19 protein-coding genes are annotated in these 24,731 nt (G+C 63.3%); 4 read left to right on the top strand and 15 right to left on the bottom strand.

Annotation, left to right across the window (positions count from 1 at the left end; translation table 11 throughout):
* Positions 1 to 5 precede the first annotated feature (5 nt).
* Both purF and carB read right to left on the bottom strand, forming a co-directional pair.
* Positions 6 to 1,421 (bottom strand): amidophosphoribosyltransferase, encoded by a 1,416-nt coding sequence (purF, locus tag DAES_RS06045; RefSeq protein WP_013514150.1) that lies wholly within the window; start codon positions 1,419 to 1,421, stop codon positions 6 to 8.
* A gap of 21 nt (positions 1,422 to 1,442) precedes the next feature.
* The gene (carB, locus tag DAES_RS06040; RefSeq protein ID WP_013514149.1) at positions 1,443 to 4,679 is read right to left on the bottom strand and encodes a carbamoyl-phosphate synthase large subunit; all 3,237 of its coding nucleotides are present in this window, start codon (positions 4,677 to 4,679) and stop codon (positions 1,443 to 1,445) included.
* Positions 4,680 to 4,992: 313 nt separating this feature from the next.
* Between carB and DAES_RS06035 the strand changes: the two genes are divergently transcribed.
* The 3 genes from DAES_RS06035 (at position 4,993) to DAES_RS06025 (ending at position 7,321) form a co-directional block, all read left to right on the top strand.
* Positions 4,993 to 5,274 carry a FeoA family protein gene (locus tag DAES_RS06035; protein ID WP_013514148.1) on the top strand — a complete coding sequence of 94 codons (282 nt, stop codon included), beginning with the start codon at positions 4,993 to 4,995 and terminating at the stop codon, positions 5,272 to 5,274.
* Between the two features lie 120 nt (positions 5,275 to 5,394).
* A complete protein-coding gene (locus DAES_RS06030; RefSeq protein ID WP_013514147.1) occupies positions 5,395 to 6,345 on the top strand; it encodes a YbgA family protein in 951 nt (316 codons plus the stop codon).
* Positions 6,346 to 6,364: 19 nt separating this feature from the next.
* Positions 6,365 to 7,321 (top strand): YbgA family protein, encoded by a 957-nt coding sequence (locus DAES_RS06025; RefSeq protein ID WP_013514146.1) that lies wholly within the window; start codon positions 6,365 to 6,367, stop codon positions 7,319 to 7,321.
* A 27-nt stretch (positions 7,322 to 7,348) separates the two neighbouring features.
* On the opposite strand, the gene DAES_RS06020 is transcribed toward DAES_RS06025, so the two are convergent.
* From DAES_RS06020 to DAES_RS05965, 12 genes are all read right to left on the bottom strand, one after another.
* Positions 7,349 to 8,137: a hypothetical protein gene (locus tag DAES_RS06020; RefSeq protein ID WP_041271367.1), complete on the bottom strand. Its 789-nt coding sequence runs from the start codon at positions 8,135 to 8,137 to the stop codon at positions 7,349 to 7,351.
* Positions 8,138 to 8,290: 153 nt separating this feature from the next.
* Positions 8,291 to 10,267 carry a methionine--tRNA ligase gene (gene metG, locus DAES_RS06015; protein WP_013514145.1) on the bottom strand — a complete coding sequence of 659 codons (1,977 nt, stop codon included), beginning with the start codon at positions 10,265 to 10,267 and terminating at the stop codon, positions 8,291 to 8,293.
* A 45-nt stretch (positions 10,268 to 10,312) separates the two neighbouring features.
* Positions 10,313 to 11,491, bottom strand: coding sequence for a PSP1 domain-containing protein (locus tag DAES_RS06010; protein ID WP_013514144.1), 1,179 nt, complete (start codon positions 11,489 to 11,491; stop codon positions 10,313 to 10,315).
* 180 nt (positions 11,492 to 11,671) lie between these two features.
* Positions 11,672 to 12,067 (bottom strand): response regulator, encoded by a 396-nt coding sequence (locus DAES_RS06005; protein ID WP_013514143.1) that lies wholly within the window; start codon positions 12,065 to 12,067, stop codon positions 11,672 to 11,674.
* A 110-nt stretch (positions 12,068 to 12,177) separates the two neighbouring features.
* Complete coding sequence (locus DAES_RS06000; RefSeq protein ID WP_013514142.1) at positions 12,178 to 13,059, bottom strand: MBL fold metallo-hydrolase; 882 nt, start codon at positions 13,057 to 13,059, stop codon at positions 12,178 to 12,180.
* On the bottom strand, positions 13,059 to 13,919 hold the full coding sequence (locus tag DAES_RS05995; protein ID WP_013514141.1) for an HDOD domain-containing protein: 861 nt from the start codon (positions 13,917 to 13,919) through the stop codon (positions 13,059 to 13,061). The genes DAES_RS06000 and DAES_RS05995 overlap by 1 nt, the downstream gene beginning before the upstream one ends.
* Before the next feature lie 125 nt (positions 13,920 to 14,044).
* The gene (locus DAES_RS05990) at positions 14,045 to 16,450 is read right to left on the bottom strand and encodes a DNA internalization-related competence protein ComEC/Rec2 (protein ID WP_013514140.1); all 2,406 of its coding nucleotides are present in this window, start codon (positions 16,448 to 16,450) and stop codon (positions 14,045 to 14,047) included.
* Between the two features lie 13 nt (positions 16,451 to 16,463).
* Positions 16,464 to 17,543, bottom strand: a complete 1,080-nt coding sequence (locus DAES_RS05985) for a protein-tyrosine phosphatase family protein (protein ID WP_013514139.1) — start codon at positions 17,541 to 17,543, stop codon at positions 16,464 to 16,466.
* Positions 17,524 to 19,983 carry a PEP/pyruvate-binding domain-containing protein gene (locus DAES_RS05980; RefSeq protein ID WP_013514138.1) on the bottom strand — a complete coding sequence of 820 codons (2,460 nt, stop codon included), beginning with the start codon at positions 19,981 to 19,983 and terminating at the stop codon, positions 17,524 to 17,526. Before DAES_RS05980 ends, DAES_RS05985 begins: the two co-directional genes overlap by 20 nt.
* Before the next feature lie 8 nt (positions 19,984 to 19,991).
* A complete protein-coding gene (locus tag DAES_RS05975; protein WP_013514137.1) occupies positions 19,992 to 20,351 on the bottom strand; it encodes a response regulator in 360 nt (119 codons plus the stop codon).
* A gap of 17 nt (positions 20,352 to 20,368) precedes the next feature.
* Entirely contained in the window at positions 20,369 to 22,459 is a 2,091-nt protein-coding gene (locus DAES_RS05970; RefSeq protein WP_013514136.1) for an ATP-binding protein, read from the bottom strand.
* A gap of 8 nt (positions 22,460 to 22,467) precedes the next feature.
* Positions 22,468 to 23,388, bottom strand: coding sequence for a phosphate/phosphite/phosphonate ABC transporter substrate-binding protein (locus DAES_RS05965; RefSeq protein ID WP_013514135.1), 921 nt, complete (start codon positions 23,386 to 23,388; stop codon positions 22,468 to 22,470).
* Between the two features lie 161 nt (positions 23,389 to 23,549).
* Between DAES_RS05965 and DAES_RS05960 the strand changes: the two genes are divergently transcribed.
* Positions 23,550 to 24,059 (top strand): PH domain-containing protein, encoded by a 510-nt coding sequence (locus DAES_RS05960; RefSeq protein WP_013514134.1) that lies wholly within the window; start codon positions 23,550 to 23,552, stop codon positions 24,057 to 24,059.
* 59 nt (positions 24,060 to 24,118) lie between these two features.
* On the opposite strand, the gene DAES_RS05955 is transcribed toward DAES_RS05960, so the two are convergent.
* Positions 24,119 to 24,730 carry a hypothetical protein gene (locus DAES_RS05955; protein ID WP_013514133.1) on the bottom strand — a complete coding sequence of 204 codons (612 nt, stop codon included), beginning with the start codon at positions 24,728 to 24,730 and terminating at the stop codon, positions 24,119 to 24,121.
* Between the last annotated feature and the right edge of the window lies 1 nt (position 24,731).

Below are 24,731 nucleotides of genomic sequence, written 5' to 3'. Positions count from 1 at the left end.
CGCTCCTAGCAGAATTCCTTGATGATACCGGGGTTGGCCTCAAGGCAGTCCTTGCCCATCTTGTCGGACAGGGGAATGGGATAATTGCCGTCGAAACAGGCTAGGCACCAGGCGTCGTCGTCCGTGACCGAGTCGAGCAGGCCGGGGATGGTCAGGTAGTGGAGGGAATCAAGCCCCATGAACCGGGCTATGTCCTCCACCGAATGATTGGCCGCGATCAGCTCGCCCTTGGACGAGAAATCGATGCCGTAAAAACAGGGGAACTTGATGGCCGGGCAACTGACGCGCAGGTGCAACTCGCGCGCTCCCAGTTCACGCAGCTTGCGCACCCGGGCGCGGATGGTGGTGCCGCGCACGATGGAGTCCTCGATGATGATGATGCGCTTGCCCTTGACCATGCTCTTGACCGGGTTGAGCTTCACCCGCACCGAGAAGTCGCGCATGTCCTGCGATGGCTGGATGAAGGTGCGGCCCACGTAATGGTTGCAGATCATGGCCAGCTCGAGCGGCAGGCCGGACTCCTGGGAATAGCCCACGGCGGCGTAGTTGCCCGAGTCCGGGAACGGCATGACAAAGTCCGCGTCCACCGGGGCCTCTTTGGCGAGCATGACGCCCATGGCCTTGCGCCGCTCGTAGACCACATCGCCGAAGATGTTGGAGTCGGGCCGGGCGAAATAGATCAGCTCAAAGATGCACTGACGCTTGGGTTCCGTGTCGTTGAACCGCAGGGAGGTCAGCTTGTTCTTGTGGATGGTGACGATCTCGCCGGGCTCCAGCGGACGCAGGTATTCCGCCTCGATCAGGTCAAAGGCGCAGGTCTCGGTGGCAAAGACGTAGCGGTCGCCCACCCGGCCAAGGCCGAGCGGCCTGACGCCGTTGGGATCCTTGAGGGCGATGAGCTTGTCGTTGGCCATGATCAGCATGGAGTACGCGCCGCGGACCCTGGAACACGCCTTGGCGATGGCCGCCTCGATGGTGTCGGTCTCGTGCAGATACTTGATGATCAGGTGGGCAAAGACCTCGGTATCCATGGTGGTCTGGAAGATTGATCCGTTTTGCTCAAGCTCGGTCCGCAACTCATAGGTGTTGACCAGATTGCCGTTGTGGGCCACGGCCAGCCGCAGGTCACCATGGCGGACGAGAAACGGCTGGGCGTTGCGGATGAGGGAGGCACCGGTGGTGGAATAGCGGATGTGGCCCATGGCGATGTCGCCCTTGAGCTCCTTGCTCAAGTGGCGCTCGTTGAACACATCGGCTACCAGCCCCATGCCCTTCTGCTCACGGATAGTCTCGCCGTCCCAGGTGACGATGCCAGCCGACTCCTGCCCGCGGTGCTGCAGGGCATAGAGGCCGAAGTAGGTCATCCTGGCGGCCTCTTTGTGGCCGTAGACTCCGAAAAGACCGCAATACTCTTTTTTCATGTGCTATTCTCTGAAGGCGGTCTAGCCGCCGTAGTACTTTTGCAGGCTCTGGACCTGGAGGCCGGTCTGCCGCAATTCGAGGATGGCCTGGGCGATGGCCCGGGCACCCGACACCGTGGTGGTGTACGGAATATTGTACAACAAGGTGTTCTGACGGATGATCTTGGCGTCGCCCACGGTCTTCTTGCCCGACGGGGTGTTGATGACCAGATCAATCTCGCCGTTCTTGATGTGATCCACCACATGGGGGCGCTGGCCCTCGTGCACCTTGTTGACCTTGGTCACGGGCACGCCCTTCTCGATGAAATAATCCGCCGTGCCCCCGGTGGCCATGACCCTAAAGCCCATGTCCGCAAAGTCCTTGGCCGCCAGCACCAGTTTGGCCTTGTCCCAGTCATTGACCGAGATGAAGACCGTTCCCGAAGTGGGCAGCTTCTGCCCTGCGGCCAGCTGCGCCTTCATGTAGGCCAGCCCGAAGCTCGGATCAATGCCCATGACCTCGCCGGTGGAGCGCATCTCGGGGCCGAGCAGCACATCCACATTGGGGAAGCGGTTGAACGGAAAAACCGACTCCTTGACCGAGACATGGCCCTTCTTGCGCGTGGCCCAGGGCTTGAGATCCTTGAGCTTCTCGCCCAGCATGACCCTGGTGGCCAGCTTGGCCAGCGGCACGCCGGTGGCCTTGGACACAAAGGGCACGGTGCGCGAGGCGCGCGGATTGACCTCGATGATGAACACCTCGCCGTCCTTGATGGCGAACTGAACGTTCATCAGCCCGACCACGCCGAGTTCCCTGGCCATGGCCACGGTCTGGCGCTCGATCTCGCGGATCATCTCCGAGCTGAGGCTGTAGGGCGGCAGCACCGAGGCCGAGTCGCCGGAGTGGATGCCCGCCTCCTCGATATGCTCCATGACGCCGCCGATGTAGACATCCTCGCCGTCGGCCAGGGCGTCCACGTCCACCTCGATGGCGTATTCGAGAAACTTGTCGATGAGAGTGGGATGCTCGGGCGAGACCCGGGCGGAATCGCGGAAATAGGCCTCGAACTCGTCCATGGAATAGACGATGTCCATGCCCCGGCCACCCAGGACATAGGAAGGCCGAAGCACCAGGGGGAAGCCAAGGCCCTGGGCGATCTCCTTGGCCGCAGTCATGCTCATGGCCGTCCCGTTGGGCGGCTGCTTGAGGTGCAGCTTGTTGAGAAACTGCTTGAACCGCTCGCGGTCCTCGGCCCGGTCGATGGCGTCCGGGCTGGTGCCGATGAGCGGCACGCCCGCCCGCATCAGCCTCAGCGCCAGATTGAGCGGGGTCTGCCCGCCGAACTGGACGATGACGCCGTCCGGCTGCTCGAAATCGATGATGTTCATGACATCCTCGAAGGTCAGCGGCTCAAAGTAGAGCTTGTCCGAGGTGTCGTAGTCGGTGGACACGGTCTCCGGATTGGAATTGACCATGATGGACTGCACGCCCATCTCCTTGAGGGTGAAGGAGGAGTGGCAGCAGCAGTAGTCGAACTCGATGCCCTGGCCGATGCGGTTGGGACCGCCGCCCAGAATGACGATCTTCTTCACCTCGTCGCGGACATTTTCCTGCCCGGTCTCGTAAGTGGAGTAGTAGTACGGGGTGTGGGCCTCGAACTCCGCGGCGCAGGTGTCCACCAGATAATAGGTCGGGATGATGCCCAGTTCCTTGCGCATGGCCCGGATGGCGTCCTCGCCGGTACGCCACATGGCGGCCAGCTGGGCGTCGGAATAGCCATACTCCTTGGCCGTGCGCAGCATCTCGGCCATGCCTTTGGCGGCGGCGTCCACTCCCTCTTTCTTGCCGAACTCGATCAGGGTGCGCTCCATGACCAGGATGTCCTCGAACTGGCGCAGGAACCACGGATCGATGTGGGTGGCCTCGAAGATCTCCTCCACGGACATGCCGCAGCGCAACGCGTTGCGCAGGGCGTAGATGCGCTGCGAATTGGGCCTGCGCAGGAGACGCAGGATCTCGTTCCTGTCGATCTCGCAAGTCTCGAACCGCTTGCCAAGGCCGGTGTGTCCGGTCTCAAGGGAGCGCAGCCCCTTTTGCAGCGCCTCCTTGAAGGTCCGGCCTATGGCCATGGTCTCGCCCACGGATTTCATGGCCGTGGTCAGGTAGTCCTCGGTGCCGGGGAATTTCTCGAAGGTGAAGCGGGGTATCTTGACCACGCAGTAGTCGATGGCCGGTTCGAACGAGGCCATGGTCTCGCGGGTGATGTCGTTGGGAATCTCATCCAGGGTGTAGCCCACGGCCAGCTTGGCCGCGATCTTGGCGATGGGAAAGCCTGTGGCCTTGGAGGCCAGGGCCGAGGAGCGCGACACGCGCGGATTCATCTCGATGACAATCATCTCGCCGTTTTCTGGATTGATGGCGAACTGGACGTTGGACCCGCCGGTCTCCACGCCGATCTCGCGCATGATGGCCAGCGAGGCGTTGCGCATCATCTGGTACTCGTCGTCGGTCAGGGTCTGGGCCGGGGCCACGGTCACCGAGTCGCCGGTGTGCACGCCCATGGGGTCCAGGTTCTCGATGGAGCAGATGATGACGCAGTTGTCATTCCTGTCGCGCATGACCTCAAGCTCGTACTCCTTCCAGCCGAGGATGGAGCGTTCGAGCATGATCTCGTGCTTCATGGACAGGGCCAGGCCGTTGGCGCAGATTTCCTCAAGCTCTTCCATGTTGTAGGCCACGCCGCCGCCAGAACCGCCAAGGGTGTAGGCGGGCCGGACGATGATGGGGAACGCGATGATCTGCCCCCAGCGGCGGACGTCCTCCATGTTCCGGCAGATGCCGGACTCCGGCACGGACAACCCGATGTTCTCCATGGCCGCGCGGAATTCCTCGCGGCTCTCGGCCTTGTTGATGGCCGCAATGTTGGCCCCGATCAGCTCGACGTTGAAGCGATCAAGCACGCCCATCTCGGCCACGGCCAAGGCGGTGTTGAGCCCGGTCTGCCCCCCCAGAGTCGGCAAAAGAGCGTCGGGACGCTCTTTCTCGATGATTCGGGCCACGGTCTCCGGCTCGATGGGTTCAATGTATGTCCTGTCGGCCAATTCCGGGTCGGTCATGATCGACGCCGGGTTGGAATTGATCAGGACAACCTCGTACCCCTCTTCCTTGAGCGCCTTGAGCGCCTGGGTGCCGGAGTAGTCGAACTCGCAGGCCTGCCCGATGACAATGGGGCCGGACCCGATCAGCATGATCTTTTTGATATCTGTGCGTTTGGGCATTCTATATGGAAGTAGTTGAAGTTACGGCATCTTTTCAGATCGGAGGAAACAGTCGGCTCATGTGCCCGGCCAGGCAACGCCGCCACCCGCCGGACAAGCTCATTTACTTACAGCCTTGGACCTTGAAACGCAATGGTTTTATGGGCCGCACCCCGGTCGGGCACCCGCCCCGCGCCCCTCCTTCCGCCCCCCGCACTCCTTGCCGGAGGAGGCATCAAGGCTTCCCTCAAGAGACGCAACCCGTTTTACTCATTGACAGGATCGAGGTTGATACTTATTATCAAACTCAAGACTGTCCTGGAGGGGAGCTTTGATGGTAAAGCCTTTGACCGAGTATCCGGCGGGAACCATTGTCCGCGTGGCCGACATCGACGGCGGCAGGCGCGCACGGTCGCGCATGCTGGCCATGGGCCTGACCCCCGGCTGCCCGGTGGAGATCCTGGCCGGCGGCCCGGCGGGATGCCGGGTGCGCGTGCGCGGCTGCGAAGTGGTTCTGTGCTGCGGCCTGGCTGGCAAGATACTGGCCGTGGACAAGGACTCCGTCGAGGTTCCGCCCTGCGACTGCTGCCCTGGCACCCAGGCCAAGGCTTCGTAACCCCATCCCCGTCCCACTCGCTCCCGACAAGAGATCAACCTGCCAGACAGGTTGATTTTGTCTTGTGCATGATGATCGCCGGATGCTATCCACAAGGAAGCCACCGGAGGTTCGCCAACCATGCCCAACATCATCAGGATAGGCGTCAGCGCCTGCGTCGTGGGGGAGAGGGTCCGTTACGACGGCAGCCACGCCCGCGACGCCTACATCACCGACACCCTTGCCAAGTACGTTGAGTTCGTCCCCCTGTGTCCGGAGGTCGCCTGTGGCATGGGTGTGCCGCGCGAGCAGATTCGACAGGTGGACTGCGGCGGTGCCACCAGGCTCATCGGCTACGACTCCGGCGAGGACTGGACCGACCGCATGAACGTCTGGGCCAACCGCATCCTGCCCGGCCTGGACGAGGACGCCATCTGCGGATTCGTCCTCAGGCACGCCTCGCCCTCCTGCGCACTGATGCAGGGCAAGCTGTTCTCCACCAAGGGCGATCCGCCCAGGCGGGGATCAGGATTCTTCGCAGGCAGGCTGATGGAGCGCTATCCCCTGCTCCCGGTGGAAACAGACAACCAACTGCACACCCCCCTGCTGCGCGAGAATTTCGTCCGCCGCATCTTCGTGCTCAAGCGCTGGCGTGAGCTGCTGTCCAAGGGCATGCAGATCGGCCAACTGGTGGACTTCCACACCCGCCACAAGATGCTCGTCCGCGCCCACGACCTGCGCGGCTATCGCCAACTGGGACAACTGCTGGGCGAAAGCTCAATCTTCAACAACGCCGAGATTTTTGCGACCTACGGCACCCTGCTCTTCCGCTCCCTGGCGCTCAAGGCCACGCCCGGCAAGAACGCGGACGTGCTCATGCACGCCATGGGGTTCTTCAAGAAAGATCTGGACAGCCGGGACAAGCAGGAACTGCTGGACATGATCACCGCCTACAAGGAGGGCCGGGTTCCCCTGCTCATCCCCATCACGATCCTCAACCATTACGCGCGCAAGTACGACCGGCCCTACCTGACGCAGCAGTTTTTCCTCAACCCGGACCCGGCGGAACAGAAGCTCCTCAACCACGCCTAGCAAGGCAGAGGGACTGGCGATGGACAACCCCATACGCATCGGCATCAGCACATGTCTGCTGGGGGAAAAGGTCAGGTATGACGGCGGCCACGCCCACGCGCACCATGTGACCGCCCTGCTGGCGGACCGCGTCGAATTCCACCCCGTCTGCCCCGAGGTGGGGTGCGGCATGGGCATTCCGCGCGAACCGGTGCGGCTGGTGGGCACGCCCGAATCGTGCAGGCTGGTGGGCCGCGAATCCGGCGCGGACTGGACCGGGCGCATGACCGCCTGGGCGCAAAACGCGCTCGACGAACTGGCAGACGCGGGCCTGTGCGGATTCATCTTCAAGGCCAAGTCGCCGTCCAGCGGCATGACCCGCATCAAGGTCTATCCGGAAAACGGCGGGCAGTCCGTCAGCCACGCAGGCGTGGGCCTCTTTGCCCGACTGTTCATGGAGCGGTTTCCCCTGCTGCCGGTGGAGGACGAGGGACGGCTGCACGACATCGGGTTGCGCGCCAACTTCCTTGAGCGAGTCTTCGTGCAGCACCGGTGGAACTCGGTGTTCATGGCCGAAAAAACCATGAAGGGTCTGATCAATTTCCACACCAGTCACAAGATGCTCCTGCGCTCCCACGACATCCCCACCTACCGCAAGATGGGATCGCTCGTGGCTGGCGGCAAGACCATGCCCCGCGATGAACTCTTCGACCACTATGGCCGCCTGCTGGCCCAGGCCATGGCCCACAAGCCCACCGCGCGCAAGAACGCGGACGTGCTCATGCACGCCATGGGCTATTTCAAGGCCATGCTCACCGCTGACGAAAAGCAGGAATGTCTGGAGATTATCGAGAATTACAAGAAAGAAATGATCCCGCTCATCGTGCCGATCACGCTCATGAACCACTATGTGCGAAAATACGGCGTCCACTATCTGAAGGACCAGTGCTACCTCGCCCCGCACCCGCTCGAACTGAAGCTGCGCAATCACGCCTGACGCGCTGCCGCTCCCCAACCAGAAGGATCAGAGGATCGCGCCGGGTCCGCTGACAGGCTCCAGCTCCAGGCGCACGCCCCGCAGGTCACCCCCGCTCTCCATCCACGACCGGAGCAGCCCGCGGTTGCGGAATACCACCGGATGCGGGCAGCCATGCCCGGCCTGATCGAGCAGCCCGGCGGCCATATCGGGATAGTGCCGGGCCGCGCTCAGGCAGGCCAGCAGGTTGAGGCACAGCTCGTTCATGGGAAAGCGCAGGACCATGGCCTTGCCCAAAGGCTGCATGACATCGCTGAAACGACGCGCCCGGTAATAGGCCACGGCCAGGTCGAACTGGGCGGCGTGCAGGCCGGGCAGCAGGTCCGCGATGGCCTCACGCTCGGCCACGGTGTAGCTGGTCTTGTCCGTGGCATAGGCCGAGCCGTCCACATTGCGCAGACGGATGTCAAAACCGAACTCGCGCGCCCGGCACAGGGCCTCGGCAGCCTCGTCCGGCCCGAGCCGCGCATCCAGCAACTGGCATCCGGCCAGCCGCATGGCGCGCAACAGTTCCCGCTCCGGCAGGCTCGACAACCGCGCGCTCCACAGGACATTGACATCCAGCTCGCGCATCTCGCTGCACACGGTCATGGCGCGCGCGTGGCAGGCAAAAAGCGCCTCGTCGTCGAACGCCAGCGAGCGCAGCCCCTGCTTGCGAACGGCCCTGGCCAGATCGACCGCAGTGCCACCCTGTCCCAGCCGGACCAAGGCCTGCCACGGGCATTCGCCCTGTCCTTCCTTGCCCCTGTCAACGCCGCGGATCATCTCGATATGCATGTTTCTACCCCCGGATCGTCCGATTGTTGCCGTCTTGACACGTCCCACGCCAGCCCTGCAAGGATTCTGCCAGCCGCTCTACCATGGACGCCGGACGCCAAAGAGGCCGCCCCGGTGCGGGACGGCCTCTTTGGCGGCGAAAAAGGGAAAAGGCTAGCTGACCTTGCTGCCCGGCGCGACCTCGCCCGATGGGGTGAGCAGGTGCAGGGATTCGCCGGATTTGACCGCCAGGATCATGCCCTGGGAGAGCTGCTTGCGGAGCTTGCGCGGCTTGAGGTTGGTCACCACAACCACCTGTTTGCCGACCAGATCGTCAGGCGCAAAGAATTCGGCGATGCCCGCCACCACTTGGCGCGGCGCGTCCTCGCCGGTGTCCACCCGGACCAGCAGCAGCCGGTCGGCATCGGGGTGCGGCTCCACCTCGACCACGGTGCCCACGCGCAGGTCAAGTTTCTGGAAATCCTCGAACTCGATGGTTCCGTTGCCCTGAAAGGCTTCAGCTTCCTTTGCGGCTTTTCCTTCCGTGCCAGTTTTGCCGACTTTGCCGACTTTACCGCCCACAGCCTTGGCTGCCGGAGCCGCGGATTCAGCCGCGACCACCTCGATGCGTGGGAAAAGATTGGAGGTCTCGGCCACGGTGGAGCCGGATTCAAGCACGCCCCAGACCTCAAGCTCCTTGGGCAGATTGAACTTGTCCCAGGCAAAACTGATGCCCAGCTGCTTGAGCATGCTCTCGCTGGATTCGGGCATGACCGGCCACAGGTGGACCGCGATCTTGCGCATGTTTTCCAGCAGCACGTAGATGACAGTGGAGAGCCTGCCCGTGTTCCCGGCCTTGAACAGGGTCCAGGGCGCGCTGGTGTCGATATACTTGTTCAGGCCGCGCACCAGCTCCCACAGCGACTCCAGGCCGCGCGAAAACCGCAGGTCGCTAAAATGGGCCTGGAACGCCCGCATGGAGTCCTGTCCGAGCTTCTTGATCTCGGCATCCATGATCTCCTCGGCATCCGGGCTGGGGATCACGCCGCCGAAATACTTGTGGGTCATGGACAGGGTGCGGTTGAAGAGATTGCCCAGGTCGTTGGCGAGGTCGGCGTTGAGTCGGCCCACCAGTGCCTCCTCGGAAAAACTCGAATCCTGACCAAAGGACATCTCGCGCAGCAGAAAGTAGCGGAAGGCGTCCAGGCCGTACTTGTCCTTGATGGCCAGCGGCTCGATGACATTGCCGATGGACTTGGACATCTTGGTGTCCTTGACCAGCCAGTAGCCGTGGACATTCAGGGACTGGTAAGGCTCGATGCCCGCAGCCTTGAGCATGGTCGGCCAGAATACGGCATGGGGCTTGAGAATGTCCTTGGCCACCAGATGGTTGGCGGCGGGCCAGAATTTTTTGAACTTGTCGCCGTCCGGGTAGCCCAGGGCCGAGAGGTAGTTGATGAGCGCATCGAACCAGACATAGGTGACGAACTCCGAGTCAAAGGGCAGCTCGATCCCCCAGGTCAACCGGCTCTTGGGCCGCGAGATGCACAAATCCTCAAGCTCACCGGATTCGAGCAGGCTCAGCACCTCGTTGCGGTACTGCTCCGGACGGATGAAGTCGGGGTTCGTTCTGATGTGCTCCTTGAGCCACCCCTGGTACTTGGACATCCTGAAGAAATAGTTTTTTTCCGCGATGTACTCCGGCTTGGTCTGATGATCCGGGCACAGGCCGTCCACCAGCTCCTTCTCGGTATAGAACCGCTCGCAGCCGAAACAGTAGTGGCCGCCGTATTCGCCGAAGTAGATGTCGCCAGAATCGTGGACCTTCTGGAGGATACTCTGGACGACCTTGATGTGGCGCGGCTCGGTGGTGCGGATGAAATCGTCGTTGCTGATGTTCATGTCGGGCAGCAGAGCCTTGAACAACCCGCTGACGGCATCGACGTAATCCCTGGGCGACTGGCCGTTGGCCTCTGCGGCTTGCACGATCTTGTCGCCATGCTCGTCTGTTCCGGTGAGAAAATAGGTCTCCTCGCCCATGAGCGAGTGGAAGCGGCGCAGCGAATCCGCAACCGTGGTGGTGTACGCGTGTCCCAGATGCGGTTTCGCGTTCACATAATAAATGGGCGTGGTGATGTAGAAACGTTCCAAACCGAATCTCCTTGTCCCGACTGGCGCAGGGGCTGGCTGGGACAGTTATTTCCTGGGGGGTTTGCGTCTGCGCCGCCTTGGCCTGCGCACGCTCTTGCCGTCGTCGTCACCTGCGCCAGGGGAATCGTTCCCGGCCTGTGCATCCTGCACGGCCTGCGGGGCCTGCGGGGCCTGCGGGGCCTGTCGGGGCGGCCTGGGCGCTCTGGGTTGCCTGGCCGGGCGTTCCGCCCCCTGCCCCGCGTCTGGACGCTCCAGGCCCAGGGGCGGCTCGTTGTCCTCCAGGGCGAGAATCTCAGGCGACACCTCATCCGCCTCGGACGCAGACTCGACATCCGGGCGGGACGGCCTGCGCGCGGGCCGACGGCCACGAGAGGCCTGCGCGCGCGCCTCGGCCATGGCTTCTTCGCTGGGCGGCTTGTTAACTATTTCATTCCATTCGTCAATGGAAACTTCCTTCTCGTCAAAATTCTCCGTCATCAAAGTCAAGGATTTCTTGAAGAAATTAGAGCGAAGTACCTTCACGGCCCCAAGGGAGGTGGTGAACTTCTTGCCCACCCTCGGGCACATGCGGTGGAATTCCTCATATCCCTTCTGCTCAAAGCTCAGGCAGCACAGGAGGCGGCCACAAATGCCGGAAATCTTGGTGGGATTCAGGAACAGGTTCTGCTCCTTGGCCATCTTGATGGTGACCGGCACGAACTTGCGCATGAACCGGCGGCAGCAGCACATCTGGCCGCAGTTGCCGATGGCGCCGAGCATCTGGGTTTCATGGCGCACGCCGATCTGGCGCAGCTCAATGCGGGTGCGGTACTCCCGCACCAGATCCTTGATCAGTTCGCGAAAATCGATGCGGCCCGGTGCGGTGAAAAAAAAGACCATCTTGCTGCGGTCAAAAAAAACCTCCACATCCACGAGCTTCATGCCCAGCTTGAGCCGCGACACGCACTTGCGACAATGGCGGTAGGCGTCCCTGGCCAGGGCCTCGTTCTCAGCCACGGCCTCCAGGTCCTTGTCGTTGGCCAGCCGATAGATGGCCTTGTACCCTTCGCCGTCTTCCGATTCGTTCTCCTGCGGGGCCTGCCGGGTCAGGATGACCTTGCCAAGGCCCATGCCCTGGTCGGTCTTGACGATGACGTGCTGCCCTTCGCGGACCACGAACGGCCCGGAGCCGAAATAGTATACCTGACCGTAGTCATTGAATTTCACACCAAGTATCTGGCTCATGCATCACAATCCTGTGTATAATGACCCCCGCCGTGCAGGGGAGAGATAATGCCGCGCAAAAAGATATCATATTAGAAAACGCCGCCGACTTCAAATACCCATGTGCGCAAAAAGCCGGGGCCGTGCTGCAGATACGGCTCCCGGCTCGCGAATCGGCATCGGGGAAAAGGATCGGACGGGTTATAGCAGTCCGAGGCTCTTGATTTCGTTCAATAATTTTTCCTCATCAATGGGCTTGACGAGGTAGGAGGTGGCTCCGCCGAGAAAAAAAGCGTCATGGGTCTCCTTCTCGTCGTCGAGCATGGTGGTGACAATGACCTTGGCCTCGTTGCGCGGGGCCACGTCGAATTCCTGCTCTATGGCCCGAATCTCGCGCAGGGCCTGCTGGCCGTCGAGCTCCGGCATGAGGAGATCAAGGCAGATGAGGTCGTAGGGAGCCGCGGCCATCAATCCCCGGCGGAACGCCTCTATGGCCTCTTCCCCGTTCACCGCGATGTCACACCGCGCCACAGGGCGGAGGATTTCGTGAATCATGTTTCTGCTGTAAAAGTCATCATCCACGATCAACGCTTTCATCATCTCCTCCTGATAGTCTATATTGACCTTTTGCCGCCGTTGGTACTCATCGCATTGTTTTGCGCAAAAAGCAACCATTCCGAGACATTGACCGTGGGGATAATTGTAACTCAGGCGACAAGGTCGTCTCCTTCGCGGGCCATGTCAAAATCAAACCCACATCCCTCCCACTCGCGGCGCAGCCTGGCGAGGATGACGTCCATCTCGTCATCGGTCCGGGTCGTCTCGTGATGGGTCAGGTAGACCCTGGCAATGCCCGCCTCTCTGGCCAGCGAGAGGGTCCGCTCAAAAGTGGAATGCCCCCAGCCGCGCCGCGTCCGGTATTCCTCCTCGGCATATTGGGCGTCCGCCACCAGGATGTCCACACCGCGCAGGAAATCCGTGAGCGCTTTGTTTCGCTCGTCCACGATCCGCCCATATTCCTCGAAGTCCGCGTCGCCCGGCGCATAAATGTTGTAATACGGCTCGTGATCACCGGTAAAGAACAGGGTCTTGCCGTCACAGCGCACCTTGCAGCCGAAATCCATGGCCGGATGGTTCATGAGCAGGGTCGAGACAGTGGCAAATCCGAGGTCCACGGCCTGCCTGTCAGCCAGCGTCCTGTAGGCGATATCCGCCCGCAGCTCGGCCACGCGCACGGGAAAGTGCGGGTATTCCATCTGCTTGCTCAACACGGCCTCAATGCCGGTCATGGCCAGCGGGTCGGGCGGGCCGTAGAGAGTGACAGCGTTGCCCGGCGTGAACAGGGGGAGAAAGAACGGCAGTCCGTGGATGTGGTCCCAGTGGGTGTGGCTGATGAAAATATGGCACTTGACGGGCCGGGCCGCCATCAGCTCGATGCCGAGCTCTCGGATGCCGGTGCCTGCGTCGAGGATGATCAACTCGCCCGCGTCTGATCGGACCTCGATGCAGGTGGTGTTGCCCCCGTACCTGACCGTGTCCGGGCCGGGCGCGGGCAGCGAGCCCCGTGTGCCGCGAAAACGGAACCGCATCAGTCCGCCTCCCCGAGCCTGATGAAGATGCGGGCCTCCCCGACCTCCTGGTCAAGGGTCGGCATTCCGGCGATAAGGCCATCCAGGTCCAGGCCGAACCTGGCCCTGACCGGAGCGGGCAGCGGCTGAACCGCGAGATTGCCGGAAGAGCCAAAGCAGAGTTTCTTGCTGATCTGGTCGGCGGCGAACACGCAGTCCACCAGTTGGGAGCGATCCCCCTGGTCCGGGGTGTGGTGCCGGGCGATGGCGTCGCCCAGGTCGACGGGCAGGTTCCACTTGACGGCCAGCATGGCCCCGACATCGGCGTGGGTGGCTCCAAGCACGGCCATCTCGGCCTCGTACATGGGCATGCCTTCCCTGTCCATCAACCGCCCCACATCCTCGAACTCCTCGGCCATGTACAGGGCCAGGACCACCTTGCCAATGTCGTGCAGCAGCCCGGCAGCGAAATAGTCCGCGGCCTCGTCCTGTGAGACGCCGAGCATGCCCCCAAGCATCCGGGTGGCCGTGGCCACGGCCAGGGAGTGGAGCCAGAACGCGTCCATGTCCAGCCCGGCCATGTTGGCTCTGGGCATGGCCCCCACTGCGGCCAGACCGAGAGCCACGTTCTTGAGCGTGTTCAGGCCGAGGTAGACGCTGGCGTGATTGATGGACGTGACCTCGCGGGAGAGGCCGAAATAGGCGGAGTTGACCAGCCGCAGGATCTTCAGGGTGAAGACCGGGTCCTTCTTGATGATCTCGACCAGACACTTTTGCGAACAATTGATGTCCGAGGCGAGCTTCAGCACCTGATGCACGCTCTTGGGAAAGGCTGGCATCCTCTCCACCGCATCCACGAGGTTCGTTCTGACGTTCGGCATGTATCCCACGATAGTTGCTGGATTCCCGACCCGCGAGCCGCCGCGCGCGGCACATGATCGCTCGCCCCCACACGGCACAAGACCCAATTCGTATCGCAGGAATGACCGGTTTTGGCAAGTCCGGGTCAGGGGAGGTTCGCCCGGATTGCGACTGGCCCGGCTCCATGCCATTGGGCACTGACCAGCCCGTGGCGCGAGGTGGCGAAAAGCGGGATGCCGAGCGCTTCCACCACCTCCGGATGGGGGAACCCGAACCGGTTCATGAACCCGTCGGAGCACAGGGCCGCCCGAGCGTCCACTGCCCGGTAGAACGGCGGGCTCAGGCTCGACCGGCTACCGTGGTGCGGCAGGACCAGGATGTCCGCCGTCAGGTCGGCTCCGGACGCGAGCACGGCTGCCGTGCCGGTCCGCTCCATGTCGCCGGGCAGTATGGCCAGCCCCCTGTCGCCAGCGGCCAGCCGCAGGACCAGGGACCGCTCGTTGCTGCCCGAAGCCCGGAAATCCCGCGCCGGATGCAGAACCTCGAAGCGGACATCGCCGCCAAGGCCCAGGCGCTGCCCGGCCACAAGCGGGACCGGGGCCAACCCGCTGCGCCCCAGGGCCGCGCGCATCTCCTCGCCCGACTCGCCCGTGGGCATCAGGCCGTTGGTATGAAAGGTGCCCACATTGAATCCGGCGAGGATGAAGGAAAGCCCCCGACTGTGGTCGTTGTCCGGATGGCTCATGATCACCCCGTCCAGCCGGGGAGGCCGCCCCAGAGTCAGATAGGGAGCGACCACGGCCTCGCCCAGGTCAAAGGTCCGGGAGCCGCCCCCGCCGTCCACCAGCCAGCGATGGCCGCCCGGCATGGTCACGAGCGCGGCCTGCCCAAGCCCGACATCGATGAGAGACAGCCGCACGATGCCGCGCGCGTCCGAGACCATGACCGCCACATGCGGCCCGACAAGCAGGAGAAAACCGAGCGCGGCCAGCCCGGCCATGACCCGCCTGTTGGCCCAGGCCGTCAGGGCCGCCAGCAGAAGCAGACCGAAGCCGAAGACTTCCGGCCACAGGGGCCGGAGAACGGAGGAGACCGGCGTCAGCCCGGCATCGGCCAGGAGTTGCAGCAGGGCGAGCAGCTGATCCATGATCCGGGCCGCCAGCCCGAGCAGCAGCCCGCCAAGGGGGGCCGTTGGCGCGGGCAGGGCCAGAAGCATTCCCATAATGCCCAGGGGCATGACCGCGAATCCGAGGGCGGGAATCCAGATGACATTGAGCAGGATGTTGGGGGCCAAGGTGCCGAAATACCAGGACACGAGCGGGAGCAGGCTGATACTGGCGCACAGGCTGACCGCCAGCACCCCCCAGGCGAATCCGAGGACCGCGCGCACCGCGCCCGCCCCGCCGGACACCAGAGGTCTGATGCGCCGGTGCATCAGCCCGATCCCGGCCACGGCCAGAGCGGACATCTGCAAGCCGAGGTCGTAGACGGACAGGGGCGAGACAAAGACGATCACAGCCAGGGCGAAAAACAGCCCGTCCATGAGCACGCGGCCACGTCCTTGGAGCAGGAGCGCACCCCAGAAAGCGTACATGGTCGCGGCCCGGATCAGGGACGACGACGGCTGGCCGAGCCAAACGTAGCCGAGCACCAGGGGCGCGGCCAGGAGCACGGCCAGCTTGGGACGCGGAATGCGCAGCATCAGGGAGGGGCGAAGCCAGCCAGCCAGCCAGGCCAGCCCCATGCCCAGAGCGGCCACAAACCCGACATGCAGCCCGGACAGGGCCAGGGTATGGGCCAGCCCGGCGGCGCGAACCGCCTGTGTGGTGCTGGCATCCATGGTTGACCGGTCGCCCGTGAGCAGGGCCAGAACCACCCCCCCGCCAGGAGTGTCCGGCAGCCGATCGGCTACGGCGCGGCGTAGGTCCGCCTTCAGTTCGCCAAGGGTGGCCGAGGGGCGTTCGCCCCAGACAAGTAGCGGCTTGCCCCCGGTCCAGCCGCGCCAGTTCACCCCCTGGCGCAGCCAGTACCATTCGAAATCCCAACCGCCCGGATTGCCGAACCCGCGCACCGGAACCACGCGCAGCCTCGCCTCCACCCTCTGCCCCGGCAGCGGATCGTATGCGGGCATGCGCCAGTTCCAGACGAGCCGACCCGGCAGCGCGACCTGACCATCGTCTGTCAGACAGACCATGTCGCGCAGAACAAGGCGCAACCGGCGATCCTCCCGGGGTTCGACCCGGTCCACCACGCCCCGCACGACCACAGGGCGGCCCGACTCCATCCAGGGCGGCGTCTCCAAGGGCTCTGGAGCGCGCTGGGCCGCATAAGCCAGGCCAAAGACCGCGCACAGAACAAGCGTCAGCAGCGGCAGCCGACGCGCCCATCCCCGGAGCATGGTATCCGCCACCATGAGCACCGCGAGCCCAAGCCCGGCCTCTACCGGGGCGCGATAGGCAAATACGCCCACCACAAAGGCGAGAAAACCGCTCTGCCACGGCAACAGCCCGGCCAGGGGCGGCGGGGTCCGGGGTTCGGGACGGGGTTTCACGGGAGACGTTCCCTTACCGGGGCAGGCCCAGTTGAAGCATGAGCTTGAACACCCGCTCCATGAACTTGCCCGAGACCACGTCGGGCAGGGAAAAGAGGGGCAGCCGCTCCTCCACCATGGTGCCTGTGTAGGCGAACCACATCTCACCGGAAATCTTGTCGAGAGCCGGGGTGAGCAGGCTGCTCCAGAGCTCGCCGTCCTCGCTCTCGTCGAGCCCAAAGGCGCGGCACTGCAACGGGCGGTGGGCAAAGAGCATGCACACGCCGTCCACCAGCAGAGGGCAGACGGTCCCAACCTCGGACAGACAGTATTCGAGATTCTCCTGCTCCCGGCCCAGGTCGCGGGCCGCCTGCCGTTCGGCCTGGGCGGTCTCCACGGCGCGCTCGATGACCAGCAGCCGGTCCTCGCAGCACAACTCGCGATTGATGCGGTGGCTCAGGTGCACGGCCTCCACCAGCGAAAGCCTGACCGGGGTGCGGCAGCACTGGTCGTGGTCCAGCCCGCAGGCCATCCCGGCCCTGGCCTGCCCGGCCCGCTCGTCCACCCGCTGCACCAGCTCGTCGTAGTCATTGAAAAAAGGCGAAAGATCGACCAGCCGCTTGAATTCGAGGCTCGGCTCGCGCACGGTCAGCCTGCCGCTCTGCTTGCCGTACTTGCGCACGGTGCGCCACTGCACGAAGTTGGCGGGCTTGGACTTGAGCTTCTTGAGCGCCCGCCACGCCAGCTTGTGGCCCAGGCCGCGCCGCAGCAGGTAGGAATTGAGCACCGTCCCGGTGCGCCCGATACCGTGGCGACAATGGATGAGCACCTTCTTGCCGAGGTAGATGGCCTCGTCGAGCCAGGCCAGCGCCTTTTCCAGCTCGATCAGGTCCGGGGCCTCCTCGTCGGCCAGGGGCAGATAGTGGACTTCGAACCCGGCGTCCTTTTCGATGTCGTGCAGGTCGCAGAACTCGCCGCAGAGATTGAGGATGGCGTCCACCCCCTCATTGCGGATGGCATCGAGCTGGGCATGGCTCATGGGCGCGTTGCCCACGCCCAGCTGGTCCGTGACCCAGGTCACCTGGTAGGCGGGCTTACGACTGAGACCGAACATCCTGCCGCTCCGCGTCCTGAATGAACCGCTCCACCTCACGCTCCACGGACTCGACGTTCTCAAGGCGCATGTCCATCAGGCGGGTGACGGCCATCAGGTAGCCCAGCCGGGCCAGGAGCCGCCTGGTCTCGTTCTCGTCCTGGCGGACACACCCGGCGTCCAGCATGTCGCCACGGAAGCTGACCTCGTACCCGTAATGGGTAAGCACATCCCCGATGAACTTGAGCCGCAGCAGCCGCTGGTCAAAGGCCGCGCCTCCGCCCTTGAAACGGAAATTGATGTAGTTGGCTCCGGGATCGGACCCGCAGACGGAATCGACCACCGAAAAGTGGTAGCCGAACCGGATCATCAGATGCAGATAATCGCTGGAAATGAGGCCATAACTGGCCAGGAGCTTGGAATCGAAGCTGAATATCCCGGCGGACATGCGGTCGAACTCCTCCCAGTCCATGTGGGTGAGAGTTTTTGACCACTGCACGCGCGGATCGGAAAGCCCGTACCACAGCGCCCACATGGGGCGGCTCTTGATGTCCTGCGGCGTGACCAGTTCGCCCTGGCTGGCGTTGGCGAACAGGCCGTCGCCAAGGTCAAGCAGGTACATGACCAGCGGCAGGTTGGTCTTGAGGCGTCTGGCAGCCCCCATGCCCCGGCCTTTCTTGTCCACCAGGGAAAACATCTCGCCAACGGCCTTCTCGTGGCAGAAGCGGATCACGTCGTGCATGGAGCGACACCCTCCAGGGGTGAACTCGCTGGCCTGCGGATCGGTCAGGTTGAGCTTGACCGTGAGTGGGATGACCTTGGCGTACTGGCGCGTCACATGGTCCGTGACCGCCGCCTCCCTTTTGCCGCGGGTCACGATCTCCTCGACGTAGCCGTCGTAGATGGCGCCGGTGGTGCCGTCCACCGTGACAAGCCGCCCCGGCTCAAGCGCCTCAGCCATGGAGCCGACCAGCACGGGAACGCCACACTCGCGGGCCACCGAGGCAAAATGACTGGCCCGGCTGCCGGTCTGGGCAATGACCCCGTTCATGTTGCCGATGAAGGTCAGCAACGAAGGCTTGAGGGTCGGGGTCACGACCACCGCGCCCTTGGGGATGCGGGCGATGGATTCGCCGGTGGGCGCGTAGTAGACTTCGCCGCAGCCCACGCCGGTGGCCGCCCGCTCAAATCCATCGGCCAGAGGCTTGATCAGGAGCGGCGCGTGTTCGGCGTCGAACTCTGGCCGCTCCCGTTGCAGGGGGCGCGTCTGGAGGATGAAGAGCGCACCGGTCACGTCCTCAGCCCACTCGATGTCCTGGGGGGAACCAAAGATTTCCTCAAGCCGCATGGCCAGCCGCCCGATCTCGATCAGGGTGTCCTTTGAGGGCAGCCCGCCCTCATCGGGCGCGCAGTCCTCGCTGATGCGCGGGGTCTCCTCGCGGGTCAGCACCGCCTTGCCCGGCGAGACGCTGCCGTCCACCAACCCGTTGCCCAGGCCGCGCACGCCGTAGACGCCTATCTGATCGCGCCCGGTGCAGTCCGGGTCGAGCGAATAGGCCACGCCCGCGGTCTCGGCATCCACCATGGGGATGATCAGCACGGCCATGGCCGTCTCACTGTCGGTCAGCCCGTTGGAGATGCGGTAGGCCACGGCGCGCGGGCAATACTTGCCCGCCAGCACGCGCTTGTAGGCTTCGAGCACGTCGTTGGGCTGGATGTTCAGCTCGCTGGCGTACTGGCCTGCAAAGGATATCTCGCCGTCCTCGGACAGGGCGCTGGAGCGCACGGCAATGAGATCATCACCGCTGATGATCTCCGACACCGCGAAGCGGATGCCACGGGCAATCTCCTCCGGCACCTCTGCCGAGAGGATCAGCTCCTGCATCTCGCCGGTGAGCCGGACCAGCAGGTCGCGATCGCCGACCACCATCTCGCGCAGGCACCGCTCGATGTCGTCTCTCAGCCCGTTGAATTCTATAAAGTAGTTGAAGGCGTTGGCGGTGACGACAAACCCGGGCGGCACAGGCACCCCGCTCTCGCGCCGGGCGCGTCCGAGGTTGGCCGCCTTGCCCCCGGCGAGATTGGGCAGCGAGCCCGCATCCTCCAGCGACAGGATGTATGGCGGGCCGACTTCGGGCTGATCAAGCTCCAGGGCCATGCGCACGTAGAAGTCGATCTTGCGGAAGTATTCGGGCAGATCCATGTACCGGGTGGGGTTCATCTCCACCAATTGGCCGGTCATGACCTTGACGGACTCGGAGAGCCTTGCCGCCAGCCAATTGGCGCGCTGCCTGTCGGCCAGCTTTTCTCCGTAGAACAGCTCTTCGAGATCGGCGATGAGTTCCAGCGCCCTGGCATCGTGCCGAAGCAGCGACTTGAACGCCTCGTACTTTCTCCGAAGCAGGGTTCCCGGCGCAAAGACCTGGTATGTCCAATGCTTGAAGAGCTGTTTCACATGCATGGCCTCTCCTATTCCCCGATGACCTCGGCCACCTTGGTTTCGAGTTCTTCCTTGTTGATGGGCTTGACGCAGTATTCCTGTGCGCCAAGGCGCAGTGCCTCGCGGGCTGTCTCCAGGGTCGGGTACCCGGTGAGCATGATGGCCTTCATCGCCGGGTTGAGCTTCTTGAGCTCTTCAAGCACCTCGACGCCGGTCATCTTCTTGAGCTTGATGTCGAGGATGCAGAGATCAACAGCAGAAGTGGTCGCATGGCGCAAGGCGTCTTCCTCCTCGGTGAACACGACCACGCTGTGCCCCTTGCGCTCCAGGATGCGCTTGACCAGCATCCCGGCGTCAGAAACGTCGTCCAGTACCAATATCTGAGCCATTTTCCGTCTCCTTTTGCTTATATGTCCTGCTTGATGCTCTCGGCAGCTCCGTCCTTGGCCCTGACGGGTTCGTCCACGCCATGGTCAAGGGGAAGATTGACCTCGAACACGGTTCCCGGCCCGGTTTTGCGGGACAGGGCCTCTTGGGGAAAGTTGAACTCGGCTGGCACCGGGCTGGTGGCGTGAATCTCTCCGTCATGGTCCTCGATGATGCCAAATGACACGGACAGGCCAAGGCCTGTGCCACGCCCCACGGGCTTGGTGCTGTAGAAGGGATCGAAAATCTTCTTGAGCACGTCCTCCTTGATGCCCTCGCCGCAATCGGCCACCCAGAGCTGGACCACGCCCCTGGGGGTGTCGAGCCGGGTCCGGATGATGATGAGGCCGCCATCGGGCATGGCGTCGCGGGAGTTGGTGAGCAGATTGATCCAGACCTGCTTGAGCTTTTCCGGGTCGCCATAGATGATGGGAAAGCGGTCGTCGAGCTGGGTGACGATATCCACATGGTCGAGCTCGAAGGTATGACGCACGAGGGTGACGGCCTCCATGACCGAGTTGTTGAAGCACATCTCGCGCTTGGCCGAATGGGTCTGCCGGGAGAAGCCGAGCAGGTCGGCCACGATCTTCTTGCACACCTTGGCCTGCTTCTCGACCACGGCCAGATCCTGCTGGATCTGGGTGCCGGGGGCCACGTCCTCCTGCAGGAGCTGGGCGTAGCCGAGGATGATACCCAGCGGGGTGTTGATCTCGTGGGCCACGCCCCCGGCCATGAGACCCAAGGATTCCATCTTCTGCGCCTGGATGAGCTGCTTCTCATACCCCTTGATGTCGGTGATGTCGCGGTCCGTGCGCAAAAGCCCGGAGATGCGCCCGTCCTCGTCATGGACCGGGATGCAGACCACGTGGAACCACCGCTCGCTTCCATCCTCGGTCACCACCACCTGGGTGTCCAACCGTTCCCCGGACTGAAGAATCTCCCTGGCCGCCATGTGGCGCGCCTCGGCCTCGGGCTCGTCAAAGATGTCGAAGTCCGTCTTGCCCACCAGTTCGTGCAGGTTGAGTCCCACGGATTCGGTAAAGCTCCGGTTGGCGCTCTGGTAGCGCATCCGCGTGTCCACCAGCGAGACCCGGTCCGGGGTCACATCAAGGATGGTGCGCATGAGCCGCTGCTGGTCGCGCAGGCTGCGGTCCGCATCGCGCAGCTCATCGATGTGGCTCTTGAGGGACAGGGCCATGACATCGAAGGTCTCGGCCAGATCCTGCAACTCGTCGCCCGCGCTCTCCAGATAGACCTTGCACAGGCTGCACGAATCGCGCGAGACGGACTTGGTCTTCTCGTCCCGGCAATCCGGGCACATGGTCCCGGCGATATACCAGCACCGGCGGCGGCGCTCGCCAAAGGCGGGGCAGGAGATCAGGTTGCAGTTCTGCCTCTCCCAGCAATGTGCCCCATCAGCTGGGCCGGACTGGGTGTCGAGGTTGCCCATGAGCATGGCCTCGGCATGCTCCCTGAGCTGACCAATCCGGGCCGCGACCCGTCTGGCAAAGAGGGTGCCCATGACCGTAGCCAGGAGCAGGGCCCCGGCGAAAAGCCCGGCCATGATGGATATCTGGTGGTTGACGGATGCGTTGATGCGTGTCTTGGACAGCCCGATGCGGACCGTACCCAGCCGCTCGTCCCCTATCGACACAGCAGAGGCGAAATCATAGATTCGGCCAGGCCCGTCGGCCAGCAGCTGGATGTGAACCGTTGAACCGCTGGGCACCACGTTGGCCCGGATCAGGTCCACGGGAAACCCCCGCTCAAAGGTGTGGGCCAGCACATACCCGCGCTTGTCCTGCACAAAGACGTAGAGCACGTCGCCCACGGCCACCTGCTCGTCCACCATGTTCTTCAGGCGCAAAAAGTCGCGCGCCAGCAGCGGGTCCACGGCCCTGGCCGACATGCTCTCCACCAGGGCAGCCCCGCGCTTGCGGTTTTCCTCCAGCAATATCTTGGCGGTCATGTTGCTGACCAAGGGCAGCAGCAGGACCGCCATGCCGATGAGGATGGCCGAGATGCCCAGGTTGAGCTTGGTGTGGAATTTGAGCCTTGAGAAGATTCGCATTGGGCCGCCTAGTAGATGCCGACTTTTTCGGTCAGCTCCCTGACGGGATCATAGTCTGCGTCTTCAGCCGGGATAACGCCGCGCATGCCCGCCGCGTCGAGGATGCGGAGGTGCTCCGGATTGTCCGGGTTGAGGGCGAACATGGCCTGGGCGATGGCAGCCGTGGCTGCCGGGTCGAATCCCGCGCGCGCCGAGTAGAGCCAGCCGGGGTAGGGTCTGGTCTCGGCCAGAACGCGGATGTCGGTCAGGTCGATCATTCCGGCCACCACATTCAGGGTTCCCTTGCGGATGGTGCCGATGTCGTAGGCCCCGGCATGGACTGCCAGAACGACCTTTTCCTGCTTGCCCTGGGCAAACTCCACCTCGGCAAAGTCACCCAGGCGAATGCCGTGATCGTAGAACAGGCCAAGCGGAAAGAGGAACCCCCCTGCGGAACCCGGGTCCACGGCGATGAGCCGCTTGCCCCGGCAATCCTCGATGGTCCTGATGGTCGGGTTGTCACTGCGGCAGATGATCTGCCCGCTGAAATCGGGCGTGCCGGTTGGCTCGATGATCCTGGCAAAGGCGGTGGAACCAACCTCGGCCAGTTGGATGTACACGAAGGGGTTGGAATAGGAGATGTCTATCTCGCCCCGCTGCACCATCTTGATGTGCTCGTCAAAGGTGTCGGGAAACACCTGATGCAGGGGCAGCCCCGTGGTCTCGCGCAGATATTCAAGCAACGCCCGGTGGCGCTGGAAGGACACGGTGCGCGAATACTGGGGCAGGTAGGCGTAGGTGATCGTCTTCTGCCTTTGGGGAGCCACGAGTTTCTCTCGACGGGAGAGATCAACCTCGACAACCGACTCGTTTTCGCCACAGCCAAGAGAGACGAGCATGGTCGCCATCAGGACCATCGCAAAGAGACATCTGGCTGTGCTGAAAATCATCGTGTCTGACCTGCCTCGTTATTGCCTGCGACCTGCGCCATGCCATCACTCTACAAGAATTTGCGCCCCAGTCCAATCCGTATTACCCCTTGGCAACGGTCCGCTTGGTCCGTATGACCAGGCCAGCGTATCCGCGCCGAGCACCCAAGGAGAATACACGCATGCACACCACATACAAGATACCCATGAACAGACTGGTCCCGGTCGCCCTGCTCCTCTGCGTCGCCGCAGTCTCCGCAACCGTGGCCTGGAGCTTCAAGTCGGGACTGACCTGGACAGGCATCTGCCTCATCGTCGTGGCCGCCCCGCTCGCCCTGCTCTACTGGTACATGCTCTATGTCAACCCGAGGCGCGCCGCCATCACCGTGGCCGAGGAGGGCATCCTCCTGGCCGCGCCGCCCTTTGCCAGCGCGGTCATCCCCTGGGCCTCGGTGGAGAAGACCTTTGCCGCCCGTCTCGACGATCCCGCCTATGCCGTTCGCAAGGCCAAGAAATTCATGCACTTCGCCGGGTATCGCTCCGGTGTGGTCGAGCTTGGTAACGGTCGCGAGGGTGTCATCGTCTCCAACAGGCCGGATGTCCTGTGCCTCCAGACCGCCGACAGAGACTATCTGCTCGGCCCCACCAACCTGGACCAGTTCGCCGAGTCCGTCGAACAGCTCAAACAATAGAAAAAGCGGGTCGGCCCGAGTCCGGGCCGCCCGCCCTTCAAGCGAAGCTCGCGCACACCTTACGGGTTCCCGTGAACCGGGCTGGCGGCCTGCGGCCTGTCAGGGTCTGCGGCCAGATCCATGTAGTTCATCAGGACCTCGCCACCCTCGTTCTCGCTGATCCTGCGCTTGATGGACCGGAAAACCGGCAGCACCGGCTTGACCCGGCTGAAGAGCACGCGCGTCAGGATGTAGGCCGGGATGAAGATGAAGGAAACGCCTATCTGCCCCAGATACGGCAGGGCGAAATCCACCGACGAGAACCGGAAATAGAGCCAGCCGATGGCGAACGGCACCACCCACAGGGATGAGGCGAACAGGGCGATGCGCGAGAAGAAATTCTTGCCGAACGCGTCATTGGCAATGGAGTTGCACGCCTTCCACGCGGTCTTGTCCTTGGCCCCCAACGCCTTGAGGGACAGGTTATGGTGGCTGACCATGTCTTTGTTGATGGCCGCGAAATGCTTCTTGTTCAGGAAATAGACCCCGGCCATGCACAGCTCGCCGATGACGGTGGTCAAAAGGCAGAGCCAGAAGAGGCCAATGGCGAATCCGACATGGGGATTGTCGCCCAGGCGAAAGGTCCAGATGAGCCACGGATCGAGAAACTGGTAAACGGCGGTGCCGGTCATG

It is taken from the genome of Pseudodesulfovibrio aespoeensis Aspo-2 (assembly GCF_000176915.2).
GTDB classification, from domain to species: domain Bacteria; phylum Desulfobacterota; class Desulfovibrionia; order Desulfovibrionales; family Desulfovibrionaceae; genus Pseudodesulfovibrio; species Pseudodesulfovibrio aespoeensis.
Note: the sequence above shows the minus strand (reverse complement) of the source record. Positions and strands in the feature narration are given on the sequence as shown.

Excerpts from the sequence above, each read along its gene's own strand:
- DAES_RS05955 (WP_013514133.1), bottom strand. The coding sequence starts at position 24,730 with ATGACCGGCACCGCCGTTTACCAGTTTCTCGATCCGTGGCTCATCTGG.
- DAES_RS05995 (WP_013514141.1), bottom strand. The coding sequence starts at position 13,919 with ATGCCGAACGTCAGAACGAACCTCGTGGATGCGGTGGAGAGGATGCCA.
- DAES_RS05960 (WP_013514134.1), top strand. The coding sequence starts at position 23,550 with ATGCACACCACATACAAGATACCCATGAACAGACTGGTCCCGGTCGCC.
- DAES_RS05985 (WP_013514139.1), bottom strand. The coding sequence starts at position 17,543 with ATGTTCGGTCTCAGTCGTAAGCCCGCCTACCAGGTGACCTGGGTCACG.
- DAES_RS05970 (WP_013514136.1), bottom strand. The coding sequence starts at position 22,459 with ATGCGAATCTTCTCAAGGCTCAAATTCCACACCAAGCTCAACCTGGGC.
- DAES_RS06005 (WP_013514143.1), bottom strand. The coding sequence starts at position 12,067 with ATGAAAGCGTTGATCGTGGATGATGACTTTTACAGCAGAAACATGATT.
- purF (WP_013514150.1), bottom strand. The coding sequence starts at position 1,421 with ATGAAAAAAGAGTATTGCGGTCTTTTCGGAGTCTACGGCCACAAAGAG.
- DAES_RS06000 (WP_013514142.1), bottom strand. The coding sequence starts at position 13,059 with ATGCGGTTCCGTTTTCGCGGCACACGGGGCTCGCTGCCCGCGCCCGGC.
- DAES_RS06020 (WP_041271367.1), bottom strand. The coding sequence starts at position 8,137 with ATGCATATCGAGATGATCCGCGGCGTTGACAGGGGCAAGGAAGGACAG.
- DAES_RS05965 (WP_013514135.1), bottom strand. The coding sequence starts at position 23,388 with ATGATTTTCAGCACAGCCAGATGTCTCTTTGCGATGGTCCTGATGGCG.
- DAES_RS06035 (WP_013514148.1), top strand. The coding sequence starts at position 4,993 with ATGGTAAAGCCTTTGACCGAGTATCCGGCGGGAACCATTGTCCGCGTG.
- DAES_RS05975 (WP_013514137.1), bottom strand. The coding sequence starts at position 20,351 with ATGGCTCAGATATTGGTACTGGACGACGTTTCTGACGCCGGGATGCTG.
- DAES_RS06030 (WP_013514147.1), top strand. The coding sequence starts at position 5,395 with ATGCCCAACATCATCAGGATAGGCGTCAGCGCCTGCGTCGTGGGGGAG.
- DAES_RS06025 (WP_013514146.1), top strand. The coding sequence starts at position 6,365 with ATGGACAACCCCATACGCATCGGCATCAGCACATGTCTGCTGGGGGAA.
- DAES_RS06010 (WP_013514144.1), bottom strand. The coding sequence starts at position 11,491 with ATGAGCCAGATACTTGGTGTGAAATTCAATGACTACGGTCAGGTATAC.
- carB (WP_013514149.1), bottom strand. The coding sequence starts at position 4,679 with ATGCCCAAACGCACAGATATCAAAAAGATCATGCTGATCGGGTCCGGC.
- DAES_RS05980 (WP_013514138.1), bottom strand. The coding sequence starts at position 19,983 with ATGCATGTGAAACAGCTCTTCAAGCATTGGACATACCAGGTCTTTGCG.